At 46.8% G+C, this 12,569-nt stretch carries 11 protein-coding genes; 5 read left to right on the plus strand and 6 right to left on the minus strand.

What is annotated here, in order from left to right:
• From pilM to PHW04_11210, 5 genes are all read left to right on the plus strand, one after another.
• The coding region (pilM, locus tag PHW04_11190; GenBank protein ID MDD2716442.1) for a pilus assembly protein PilM at positions 1-1,622 on the plus strand (1,622 nt) is incomplete at its 5' end.
• A complete protein-coding gene (pilO, locus tag PHW04_11195) occupies positions 1,612-2,352 on the plus strand; it encodes a type 4a pilus biogenesis protein PilO (GenBank protein MDD2716443.1) in 741 nt (246 codons plus the stop codon). The genes pilM and pilO (PHW04_11195), both read left to right, overlap by 11 nt.
• On the plus strand, positions 2,345-3,190 hold the full coding sequence (locus tag PHW04_11200; protein MDD2716444.1) for a hypothetical protein: 846 nt from the start codon (positions 2,345-2,347) through the stop codon (positions 3,188-3,190). The genes pilO (PHW04_11195) and PHW04_11200 overlap by 8 nt, the downstream gene beginning before the upstream one ends.
• Positions 3,180-5,288, plus strand: a complete 2,109-nt coding sequence (locus PHW04_11205; protein MDD2716445.1) for a secretin N-terminal domain-containing protein — start codon at positions 3,180-3,182, stop codon at positions 5,286-5,288. Before PHW04_11200 ends, PHW04_11205 begins: the two co-directional genes overlap by 11 nt.
• Positions 5,263-5,841 carry a hypothetical protein gene (locus PHW04_11210; protein MDD2716446.1) on the plus strand — a complete coding sequence of 193 codons (579 nt, stop codon included), beginning with the start codon at positions 5,263-5,265 and terminating at the stop codon, positions 5,839-5,841. The genes PHW04_11205 and PHW04_11210 overlap by 26 nt, the downstream gene beginning before the upstream one ends.
• Before the next feature lie 377 nt (positions 5,842-6,218).
• On the opposite strand, the gene PHW04_11215 is transcribed toward PHW04_11210, so the two are convergent.
• The 6 genes from PHW04_11215 to PHW04_11240 form a co-directional block, all read right to left on the minus strand.
• Positions 6,219-7,862: a secretin N-terminal domain-containing protein gene (locus PHW04_11215; GenBank protein MDD2716447.1), complete on the minus strand. Its 1,644-nt coding sequence runs from the start codon at positions 7,860-7,862 to the stop codon at positions 6,219-6,221.
• Between the two features lie 29 nt (positions 7,863-7,891).
• A complete protein-coding gene (locus tag PHW04_11220) occupies positions 7,892-8,422 on the minus strand; it encodes a hypothetical protein (protein MDD2716448.1) in 531 nt (176 codons plus the stop codon).
• Between the two features lie 31 nt (positions 8,423-8,453).
• Positions 8,454-8,873: a hypothetical protein gene (locus PHW04_11225; protein ID MDD2716449.1), complete on the minus strand. Its 420-nt coding sequence runs from the start codon at positions 8,871-8,873 to the stop codon at positions 8,454-8,456.
• A 2-nt stretch (positions 8,874-8,875) separates the two neighbouring features.
• Complete coding sequence (gene pilO, locus PHW04_11230) at positions 8,876-9,403, minus strand: type 4a pilus biogenesis protein PilO (protein MDD2716450.1); 528 nt, start codon at positions 9,401-9,403, stop codon at positions 8,876-8,878.
• Positions 9,396-10,847 (minus strand): PilN domain-containing protein, encoded by a 1,452-nt coding sequence (locus PHW04_11235; protein MDD2716451.1) that lies wholly within the window; start codon positions 10,845-10,847, stop codon positions 9,396-9,398. The genes pilO (PHW04_11230) and PHW04_11235 overlap by 8 nt, the downstream gene beginning before the upstream one ends.
• A 394-nt stretch (positions 10,848-11,241) precedes the next feature.
• Positions 11,242-12,528, minus strand: a complete 1,287-nt coding sequence (locus tag PHW04_11240) for an ATP-binding protein (GenBank protein MDD2716452.1) — start codon at positions 12,526-12,528, stop codon at positions 11,242-11,244.
• Positions 12,529-12,569: the final 41 nt, after the last annotated feature.

A 12,569-nucleotide genomic window follows, 5' to 3' on the forward strand; every position in this document is an offset into this window, starting at 1 on the left:
TCGAAGAAGCAGGTCTGGTCCTGGAAAAATACGCAGAACTCGACCTCAAGAGAGACGACCTTCTGAAATTTTCCGGGCTTGACCTCCTGACCGCTTACATCGAGGAAAACAAGCTTCAGGATCATTACTGTGTCTTGTGTGTCAGCGGCACCAGCATCATCATCCGCTACATCCTGCTCCCGAAGATTCCGGTCGAAGAGCTGCCGACCGCGGTTCCATTCGAGTCCAAGAAGGAACTGCCATTCTCGCTGGAAGAAGCGGAACTGGACTATTTCATCGTCGGGGAAGTGGAAAAGGAAGGCGTAAAAAAACTGAAGGCCTTCGTTGCCGCATATAAGAAAGAGGAGCTGCAGAAATATTACCAGCTGTTCGAGCGGCTGGGACTGAAACTGAGTTCGATCGTCGTGACCCCTCCGATCTCGGAAAACCTGATCAAAATGCAGGGTGGAAAAATTTCGGATGAAATCATCGCGCACATCGATATCGGCTATCAGACTACCTCAGTGAACATTCTCAACTGTGGAGGCCTTGATTTCAGCCGCGTGATCCCAATGGGTTCCTTCCAGATCGACGAACTGATCGCTGAAAACCTGGCCGGGAATCCGCTTCAGGTTGAGGGTAATCTGGAAAAAGCTTCCAGGCTGAAAATTGAAAACGGGCTCACCGGCAGCGACGAGAAAGTCGTGGAATGGGTCAGGGACGGCATCAACAATCTGCTGCAGAGGGTCAGGCTTTCCATCGGATACTATAAGACCCAGACCGGAGCCAAGAAGATTGACAGGGTGCTGCTGACCGGGGGACTGGCCGGCCTCAAAGGAATTGCTCCATATCTGAAAGACAACCTGGAAGCGAATGTCGAACTTCTCAGACTGGAACCGAATCCGGAATTGAGCATCAGCCCGGAATTCAGCGGTCTCAATACCAACCTTTTCGCCACTGTGATAGGCGGAGTAATCGAAAATAAGGGATCCATTTCCAGGATCAACCTGCTGGCCAAGTATCTCAGGCCGAAGAAAGAAGTTTCACTCTCCTCATCCGAAGATATCCAGTACTTCTATAAAGAAATCATGATCCGTCTGGAAAAGATGATCCCGAATCCGAAGCTGCTTTTTACTGTCATCTATGCCGGACTTTTCATTCTGATGCTTGTGCCTTATCTGTTTCTGAATACATCCAAGATTTACTATTCAAGCAAGTCCGCAGATTACTCGACCAACCTCAACCAGCTATCCACAAAACTGGAGCAAGCAGTTGCTCTTAGAAATGAATTCAAGAACCTGGAAATAAAGGTGCGCGAAAAAGCCAGCATCTTCCAGGGAAAGCGCAACTGGTCCGAAATCATGGTTTCGCTTTCACATACTTTTACTGAAGAAGTGATAGTGGATTCGCTGAACTTCAAGATGGAAAAGAACCGTAATTATTCTTTCACACTCTCAGGAAAGACCGGAGATACGAACATGGCGACTATGGCTGCGATCGACCTCGGCAAAAACAAGTATTTCAGCGACGAGGTCGCGCTTGAAGACACAATGTTTTCAGAAGGAAATGCAGCCCAGAATAAAAAAAGGAAACTGCTCTTTTCTTTGAAGGGCAGCCTGAAAAATATTAATTATGAAAAATGACAAGCTGATCCTGGGCGGATTTTCCGGCATTTTCATCCTTATCTTCTGCTACTTGTCCTTTTTCCTGCTTCCACTGAACTCTGATATCCGGAAAGTCAAAAGCAATTCGGACAATAACCGCCGCCAGTTTGAGACTACTCAGGAAGAGCTGAAACGATTCGATATCCCTGACTTGAATTCCAAGATCGAAACGCTGAAAAAAAAGCTTAAGAGTTTTGAAGAATACAAGATAGAGCGCAAAGATATACCCGTCCTCCTGGACAAGATCACCCAGATCGCCTCCAAGCCGAGGATGAAAATCTATCTGAACAGCATCAAACAGGGCGGAATCCAGAAAAACGAAAAAATTTCCGAAGCTTCCGACAAGCCAAGCCCGCCGAAACCGGTTTCCTCTAGTTCAGAGCAATCCGCACCTCCGCCTCCACCTCCACCCGGTTCTGGAAGCACCCCTCCATCACCTTCTGGTGCATCATCCGTTCCCAATCAGCGCTTGACTGTACAACAACCCGGCACGCAGAAAACCCCGGATAAGATCACCTGGCTGGAACTGCCGATTTTCATCGAGATGTCCGGAGAGTTCATCGACATAGCCAAATTCTTTTTTTATCTGAACCAGATCGAAAACATAATCATAGTGGACAGTCTCAGCCTGGATACAGATTCCATGAATACCGGCGCCATCGAATGCAAACTTAAACTGGTAGTCGTAATGGGTGAGTCCAATGAATAAGATCAAACTGATCTTTTTCATTCTGGCCACGCTGACTGCGATGCTCGTGTGCGCCTTGCTTTTAATGAAGCCTGTGCAGCCCGGTGCTGCCATACCCGTCAACACTCCTCCAGTACCTCCGCCGCCTTCGAATGTTTCCGACACCAAGCCCCCAAAGCTTCCGCAAGTGGCCCAGGTCAAAACTTCGGAAACAGCTGTGCAGCCTGTGACCAAAAAAACTACCGTTGAAACGAATCTGGTCGTCGGCAAGACAGTCGAAGCATCAGCAGTCACACCTGTAGTTATTTCAAGCGAGTTGAAAGATATCTTCGCTTTCGAACAGAGTTTCGGTCGGAATATTTTCCAGGAACGGATCGATCTCAATGCCCCGCTGCTCAAAATCACGGAATACGAGAACCCCGACCAGGACGGCAGGTTCGTGGTGAGCTGGGCACCTGTTCTGCAAGCAAAATCATATGATTTCGAGATCAACGGGGATCTGAAAACAGATCTGAAATCACCCTACATTTTCGACAATCTGATTGAGGGCGAACTGTTGATGAGAGCAATAGCCAAGAATGACAATGGAACCAGCAAATGGTCTACCATGGAGCATTTAATCATAGAGAAAAAGAAGGAAGAGAAAAAGGTCGAGCGCGAAGTAATCAAGATCAATCTGCTTGGGATCATTAAAAAAAAGGAGAGCTTTCAGGCGCTGATTGACGATAAGTTATATAAGGTGGGCGATGAACTGTGCGGTGGCCTGATCAAGCTCATCGAGATCAAAAGGATCGTGCTGCTTAAAAACGGGCTGGAATATGAATTTCCGCTCGAAGGGAGTGCCGAAAATGAGATGTAGTTTAATACTGCTCCTGATCTTGTTCACGATGGCGGCAGCTGGCATCAATGACCCTGTTCCGCAGTCGCATTACTCCTATAAAATCCTGGAAGGGTTGAAAACGGAAAATCTGCTTGGGGAAAAAGGCGACCTTTATCAGCCGGGCATCACACTGACCAGGCGCGAAGTTGCTTCACTGCTCGCAGTTTCACTGTCCAATCTGGAAAGCATGACCCGCGAACAGGTCTCGACTGTTTCCACTGAACTTCTGGAAGGCCTTCAGAAGCTCACCCAGGAATTTTCAGAGGAACTCGAACTGCTTTATTCATTCGGGATCGATTCATTGACCCGCAAGATAACATTCCTGGAGCGTGCAATCACAGATTCAAAGCAGGGCACCAGTCTCGAAAAACCGTTGAAAGCCGCACCGATGCCTCAGCTTCAATCTCCTTCCACCATCGAACTTATGACGGAACTGCCTAATGCAGTTCCCGAAAAACCGGCTCTGCTCATGAAATTCGATCCGAACGATCCAGTGCTTAATCAGAAAGTCTCGCTCAACTTTGTCCGCACCGAATTGCCCCAGGTTCTGACCGCACTGTTTCAAGACACCACTTACAGCCTGGTCACAGGTGTGGACGTTAAAGGGAAAATCAACATCCAGGTCGAAGACAAGACCATCATCGAAATTCTAAAATCCCTGGCTGAAGCCAATAAATTCGACTTTCAGATTGAACAGAAAATTGTGACTGTGATCCCGATTTCCCGCGAAGTCACTGAAATTATCAAGCTGAATTTCGCCGAAGCCAGTGAGGTCGTTCTGCTGCTCGATGCATTCAAGGGCCGCACCGGCTCTGTCAAGATCGACAAACGAACCAAGTCGATCCTGGTTACAGACGCTATCGAAAACATCAGGAAGATGCAGAAGCTGATCGCTGAGATCGACATTGAATCCGATAAAACCAGGAAAATCCTGCACGTTTTCTCTTTCAAGTATGTCGATCCCAAAGACATCGAGTCGATCCTCACCACCCTTAAATCACAGGAAGGCATACTGCAGGTAAATTCCCAGAACAGCACCAGCATCGTGATCGATTATCAGGAAAACATCGATAAAATTGCCGAATACATCAAGAAACTCGACCTTCCTGCTGAATCGAAGCAGCTGCAGACAGAAATCTACAATGTGCGCTATGCCAAGGCTGTAGACATCGTTTCCATACTTCAGAGCGACGTCTTCAAGAAGCACGATGAATACAGCAAATTGCAGATATCCAGCGATGCACGCACCAACAGCCTGATCATTTCCGGGAAACCGGCAGATATCCTGTCTCTGAAGAAATACATCAAACGCCTGGACGCCAGAAACCGCCAGGTTGTAATTACAGCCAAGATCATCGAGGTCACACTGGATGATAAGCACAGCGAAGGAGTCAACTGGACCAAGCTGGTGCCCAAGAACAACACCAATAAAGCGCTTGACCAGGAAAACACGATGAAAACCCTGCTCTTCCCGGAAGCCAGCAACAATTTCACATTCTCCTTCAAGTTCGGCACACTCGACAATGAACAGTTCACATCTCTCCTGAACGCTCTGAAGACAATTTCCAATATCAAGGTGGTCAGCAACCCGACCATCACCACCCTCGACAATGTCGAATCCAAGATCCTGATCGGCGAAAAAATTCCATTCGAGGAAACCACTACTACAAGCACAGGCACCACCAGCAAGGTCACCTTCAAAGATGTGGGAATCACTCTTACAGTCACTCCCACCATCAGCTCAGATAATTACGTCACTCTCAAGGTTCACCCTGAAATATCCCAGCAGAACGGCGTGGTTCAGTCAACCGGCGAACCGATCATTGGAACTACGGAAGCCGACACTCAGGTGCTGGTCAGGAACGGCGATACAATGGTGATCGGCGGTCTGGTCAAGGAAACCAAATCCCATGTGGAAAACAAGCTGCCCCTTCTGGGTGATATCCCCGGTATCGGCAGGCTTTTCACCTTCAATTCGATGACGAAAAACCGGGTGGAGACCATTATTTTCATCACTCCGACGATCATGGACTATGAGGAGGGTAATCCCTATGAAATCAGCGAATATTTTGAATAAACCGTCGCTAAAATATCTGTCATTCGGATTCCTGACCGCGATTCTGTTGATTCTGGGTTGCGGACATTCTCCGTTCAGTCCTGATGCGAAAATGATTGTAGTCAGTACAGGCTCAAGTGTCCTGGCCCCGGTCCCATCCCAGGACGGGCTGACTATCAATTCGGTTCTGCCTTCCACTTCAGTGACGCTGAAACTGCTTCAAGGCACCAATGTTTTCATCGACGGCTATTCAGTGGACTATCTGGATGAAGCCGGCGTACTCCTTTATACCAAAGTCGGCCTGGCTACCAACTCCCTGAAAGTGATGGGGAAACTGTCGGCCTATCTCACGACGAGCACTGACCTCTCTCTCACCATCCCGGTGTATTCAAGGGACGTCTATTATAAAATCCATCCCTCAGACAAAGCTTACAACAGCGGGGAAGTCGATCTGCTCTCCCCTGTTTCAGCAGTAGTCACCTTCTATGGCACTGATGCCAATCAAAACCGCGTCAGCTGCACTGGATACGTCTCATTGACAACAGTACCCAGCAGCATGACTTCCACTTCCTAGGCAGCTGAAAAACTACCATCTGCTTCGTTGCACTCATCCTGCGCAGCTTACTGTACATTTCAAGTGCATCTTGACTAATGCTTGCATTGGTTTAGATGCACTAGATACAGCTCGCTTTGCGCGAAATCGTGCGCCTTGCATCTGGCAGTTTTTGAACTGCCTGGCTTAGTAGCCTTTTTCAAAAGTCTTGAGCTAAAAGGTGAGATAAGGGGACACCATACTTATCTCCCTATCTCCGGAAAAAGACGCTAACAATTTAGGCTGTTCAAAAGCGGTCAGATGCTAGAAGCGCGAAATTCGACGAAGTGAGCCGTACTAATCGTACGGTGAACGAGGCGGATAGAGCGCGACAACGCAGATGACCGCTTTTCAACAGCCTAATGCAAATCAGACTTGAGCTCGTCCACCAGTTTTTGTACTTCTTCCTTGCGGAGCGGGCTTTTATCCAGCGGTTCATCTTTCAGGCTGGATTCGATCTTTTTGCGTAATGCATCTTTGACTTTGATGTCTCTCTGATCAATTCCAGTATCCATGATCACAGGAGTAATGAATATAATCAATTCGCTTTTTTCCAGAGATTGCGCAGTGGATCTGAACATTGATTTAATGAGGGGAAGATCGCCCAGTACAGGTACTTTACTTGTTTTATTCAGCACATCGTTCTTGATCAGACCGCCGATGGCGATGGTGTCCCCGTCCCTGACCCGCATCATGGTTGTGGTTCTTCTGGAAGTGATGCGCGGGGTGTTGGTCGCGACATCCACAATTTCCACCACATTGTCCACCTGGATCTCAAGCTGCATGTTGATGAAGCCGTCTTCCCCGATCTTGGGCACTACATTCAGTTTGATCGGAACATCCACAAAATCGTAGGTGACTGTATCGCGAGGGGCGTTACCCGCGCTGGTGGTGGTCTGCTGCTGCTGCTTCGGCCATCTGCTGTTGATCTCGATTTCAGCTGAGCAGTTATTCAGAGTAGCCACTTTGGGGGCTGATAAAAGTTTGGCATCAGATTTAGTAGAAAGCGCTTTCAGGGCCATGTTGAAATTTCTGGAATCCATGGTCCCGAAACGGATTGTGCCGCCCGGATTTCTGGGATCAAGCACAGCGGCAGGGATCTTGACGGCAAGTGAAGCGAGGTCTTCGGGATTCCCGGCAGCATCATACACTCCGGTCATGATGTTATGCCAGAACCAGTCCATTCCCATGGTGTCTGACTTGCTGAGCGCGACTTCCATGATCTTGGCTTCAATCATCACCTGCATGGGCTTCCTGTCAAGATAACTGATTACTGAGGCCGCAGAATCGATCGCCTGTTTTCTGTCAGTGATGAACAGAGTATTGGTTTTCTCGTCAGTCAGGATGACAGCGTCGAATGACAGCAAAGGTTTGATCATGAGTGCAATTTCGGCTGCATTGCCCAGTTTGATGGGGATGATCCGGAGTTCTTTACCCACAGATACGGTATTCGGGATGCCGATAAAGGGAGTGATCGTTCCTTCTTTGGTGCCTGCGAAAGAAGGAATGACTTTTCCTTCCAGGCTGGAGATTGTTTCTCTGATGTTCCTGATCCGGTCGGGAGTGTCCACGATCAGAAGGCTTCGGGTGCTCGCATCAGCTGTGATCGTACCGCCTGGTCCGAGCAGGCTCGCCATCAGATTCTTGGCTTGTTCCGCATCCAACTTCTGCAGGTTTACAATCTCATTCACCCGGTGTTCATTACCCTGCTTGAACACTCTGACGATATCTCCTTCTAACGAATAACCGAAACCGTTCACATCCAGAATCGCTTCCAACGCTCTCTTAAGAGTGACGTTGTTAAGGCTGACTGAAATTCTTCCCCTCACATCATCCCCTGCGACGATGTTGAGACCTTTCTCTTTCACGAATATCTGAAGTACGGTCTGGATATCGACATCCTTGAATTCCATGGTGACCGTCTGCTTGTCAAGATCGACGGCCATCGAGATTGCAGTAAATAAAAGTATGATCAGCACCGTCAGTTTTGAGTTATATTTCATGGATGTCCTCCTTAGAACTGTTACCTTCATTATTTAACCGCTGTAGTCAAAAAGACATTGCATTCTGCAGGGGCTGCATATCTATCCAGATTGTCGGACATGCTGAAAACGAATACTACTTTGACAGGGTCGACATCGTCGGCGGTTGTTGTGGTCAAATTCACCATTTTCGCCAGAATCCCGGGTGTGAAACAGGAAATTGTAAGCGTTGACGGTGACTTATAAGAATTTCCAGGGATGGTATAGTTCAGGTTTGAAGAAAGGCCGCCAGCAGGCAGTCCCAGCGCCAGGTTAATATTGGTGGCACCGGAAAAATAATTCCATTTGGCCTGGATCAGTTTACCCGGTAAAGAGGTCCTGGAGTAGAAAGTGAAAGAAGCATCCGGCAGTTTGGCAACGGTTGCTTCGATCGTGTCAGGGTGCAGAATTCCTGCAGCAGAGTTTGTCTCAACGGAAAAGTCCGCAGCCGGGTAAAGTGCTGTAGCGCTGTTTCCCCCGGTGCATCCGTAAATAACCAACACAGACAATGCCGTAAATGCCAGTGCCGCTTTCGTGAGCATATTCTCTCCTTGTTTATTACAATCTCTACTCTTACTCCGCATTGATGGTATCTCCATTTTCCAGTTTCACACCCGTCTTTTCGATGCTCTGGATCTTCCTGCCATTGAGATCATCACCTTCCTGATAGATGCTGCCGTCGATCACAGCAAAATGCCTGGTCCCAAGAAAAATACCATTCAGGACAGGCTTGATTCCTGCGGATTCAGGTGCTTTATTCACTGCAGCAGGAACTGCAACCGCTATTTTTTCCCTGTATTGATCAGGAATTTGAAAAACATCCCTGATCACCTGGGCTTCAAGTTTTGCCACCTGCAATGGAGCAGTATTTTCGCGGGCAGGAGTCTCTGCCATCAGCAAGGGCAGAACAACTTCATCTTTATTGCCTGATTTCCGGAGAAAGAATATCAGAGCCAGTACTATCAAAATCAGGATCAAAGCTTTTTTAGGCATTGTCACTCCTTGACCACTTTGACGACAATCTTCAGCTGTCCGTTTTCCCTGTTTCCGCTGGAAACGAGGTTAAAATCAGTCACCTGGAGATTCACAGGCAGCAACAGCTCACAGAAACGTACGAAATTGAAAAATTCCAGATAGCTGGCCGTGAAAGTGAGGGAATAATTGGAATCCCTGGAAATGTCGGTCTCAGAAACTCCGACAGGCGTCATTTCCTTGATCATAAGATTCGTCTGTCCTGCGATTTCCCAGATTTTCTTGATCAGCTGGAACTCATTGCCTGCAAAGATGGATTTGTTGATTTCAGCCACATGGCTGTTGAGCAAATCCAGCTCATTCTGGAGTTCAGGCATGGAATTCACCTTGGTCCTGGCATTGGCGATCTGAGCATTAATTTCCATTATTTTTGACTTGAGTTCAACTGTATCTTTATAAAGAGGCCTGAAAAACAGCCGTTGTACGAACACCACTACGATCAAGGCAAAGATGATGTACAGAAGGATTTTGTCTCTCCTGTTCTTATTCATGCAATGCCTCCTGAATCCTGAGCGAAATGGAATAATCCCAGAGGCTGCCGGATTTGTTGCTCTGGCGGATACTGTCCAGATTCAATTCCCTGATATTCTTTAATGATTTCAGAGATTCCAGGAAATTCATCTGGCTGTCATAATCCCCTGCACTTCCTGTGAACTGGATTTTCAGGCCATTGCCCGCGCTGGTAACATTCAGGCTGCTGATCCAGCTTGTAGCAGGAAGCCTGCTAGACAATTCGGTCAGTAAATCAACGACTCCACTCTTGGTGTTAGAGAGAGCCAGCAGCTGTTTTTCCTTGACTGCCAGCTTTTCTTTCTGTACCTGCACCTCATTGAGCTTCTGGATCAGGGGATAATAGCGCTGGCAGACCTGGGAAGAACGCACCATTTCCCTGGACAGCCAGACATTATAAAAATGCAGGGAGAGGTAAGAGGCGATAAGCAGGATCAAAGTTCCGAGCAGCACATAAATCTCTGCCACCCTAGGAAGTTCCAGGCGCATCCGATCCCGTTCCTTGGCCGGCATTTCCAGTTCAGCGGTAAGCCGGCTGACCGGGAAAAGCGGTTTCTCGCGCAAGGCGCAGGCTGCAAGGGGAAGCAGTCTGTATTCGCTGACTCCTGCTTCCGGAAGTCCGGAGATCAGTTTTACACCCTTGCCGAAGATCTGCTCCAGGGTACTCAAAATGTTTTCAGGCACGCGGCCGCAGAGATAGACCTTGTTGACGAAGAAACGGAAATTGGCCTGGAAAAAGGCCTGGGTATGGTCCCATTTTTCATGCAGCCGGTTCACACTGTCATCGTCGCCCAGATTATAAGTGAGTTCACGGAAGAAGATCGGCACATTGTTCACCATGAAGCAGCAGAGAGCGCTGTCTGTAGAAAAATAAACGGCAGCTACCTGGCCCTGGCTTTCGCCTGTCTTGTCGAACAGGGTCTGGAAGCATGAGATTGGAGATTCCAGCCCTGACAGCGCAAATCCTGAACTTTTTACGATCGCAGAGATGCGGTCCCATTCCTGCTTTTTCACAGCTCCGATCAGAACGCGGCTGTTGCCGTTGCGGAGGTCTTCGAGCACACTGAAGTCCCAGTATATTTCGGTAGTGTCGAAATTGAAATAAGTAGCCAGATCCCAGAAAATCAGGGAGCGCAGTTTGGCTTCACTGACGCTCGGCAGCTCTGCCACGCGCAGGTTGAAGCTGTTTTTCTCCACAACCAGAGAGACTGGCAAGGTTTCCTCGACCTTTGCTTCCTTCTTGAATTCCTCAAACATCAGGTGCACAAGATTGTCTTCCTGGAATTCATTGCCGCGGACATTTTCAGAGAAAACAATTGTCTTTTCCCGGGCGAATCTGCCGCCTTTGAAATAAAGGAGCTGAACTCCGTCAGGGCTGATTTCCAGCGCAATCCTGTCATTGGACTTCTTGAAAAAACTTGGCATTGGCTTACCTTGTCGGTTTATTTAGTATGCTTATTTTGCCTATTATTCTAAGTATACTCTCATACTATTAAATTAAACACGGGTTTTACAGTTCAATCCGTTCAACCCTGTCGCATTATAGCATTCCCATCGTCAAAGTCAAACGAATTTGTTTAAATTTTTTGACGGTGTCCGCCTGAGGATTCCTTTTAAACCAGTGATTTTCATACTTTCAAAGTGTAAGCCTGGCATCGTTATTACCCAAATAAAATATAGTCATTTATTCTGGAGCGTCCTCTATTTCAGATCCGTAATTCACGCTAATTTTAAAGACCAGACCCTATTTCTCGCACTATTTCTCGCACAGCCTGCACCAGTTGATCGCTGGATTTGCAGGGTAAGTTCAGCCTTTACGCTACCGGTATTTTTCAGGGAAGATTAAGAACTTATAGGCTGGAATCACGATAATGTTGGATTCAGGGGTTTTGATCACCTCTTCTTCGTTTTCAGTGATAATAAAACCAGCACCGCCAAATTTTTTCTGCGCGTTGATCAGGCCTTTGATCTCTCTATCCCTTGTAACAGGATCATTCATTACTGAACAAACCTGGTAACAAGCGATTATTCCATCGCGCTCAGAAACAATGAAATCGCATTCGCTGTGGTTTTTGGCAAAATACACATTTTTATGCCTTCTCTTCAGTTCAATGGCTACCAGATTTTCCAGAATTTTACCCGAATCCTTCGAAAATCTGAAACTGACGGCCTGTAAAATGCCGTTATCAATGCAGTAGATCTTTTTCTCTGCCAGTTCGAGTCTGGTTATTTTCTCATCGTATCTTTTCAAAATGAGCATCAGATATATATTTTCCAGGTTTTCCAGAAACTCATACAACAGATTTTTTCCGATTTTTATGCCCTGTGATTTCAGCTCGTTAAATATTTTATTTATCGAAAATTCCCGGCCTGTCGAAGAAAAAAGTCTTTTTATGAAATATTTAAGCACATAAATCTGCTTGATTTCATATCTTTCTATGATATCCCTGAAAAGCATGGTGTTGAAATATTCCTGAAGAATTTTGTCCTTCAGGTTATCTTCGAATCTGATCAGTTCAGGAAATCCTCCGTAGCGCAGGTATTTCTGAAAATGCCGGATTATCAGGCTTCTGTTTTTCGAGGAATGAATTTCAATTCCGACCTTGTGGAATGAAAGATATTCCGGAAAGGAGAGGGGAAAAAGTTCGTAACAGATGGTCCTGCCGCGCAAAGCAGTAGATATTTCGCGGCTGAGTGATTTCGAATTTGATCCTGTGATGAAAATGTGACGACTGATCGAATCGTAAACCCTTCTGATGAATTTATCCCAGTGATCAATGTTCTGGATTTCATCAAAGAAAAAAAACACCTTGCAGAGATCATTTTCCGGATACAATTCCCTGTAAGCCTGCAAGATCAAATCCAATTCTTCGGTTTTCAGGTCAAGGCGCTCGTCCTCGAAACTGATGTAAACTAGATTTTCTCTGGGTATCCGGAGTTTTTTCATCAGATAATAAAGAAAATAGCTCTTCCCGGCACGACGCGGGCCGATGATTGTCACGATTTTTCCGCTGTCTGTGGGGACTGTTAAATTCCTGGTTTCAACATCAGGAAAAACCGACTGATGAAAATCCCGGATGATTTCTTTTAGTAATTCTTTACTCATAATAAAGAAACAATATCATATTTCTTCTTTAATTTAAAGAA

Source organism: Candidatus Wallbacteria bacterium (genome assembly GCA_028687545.1).
Lineage (GTDB): Bacteria > Muiribacteriota > JAQTZZ01 > JAQTZZ01 > JAQTZZ01 > JAQTZZ01.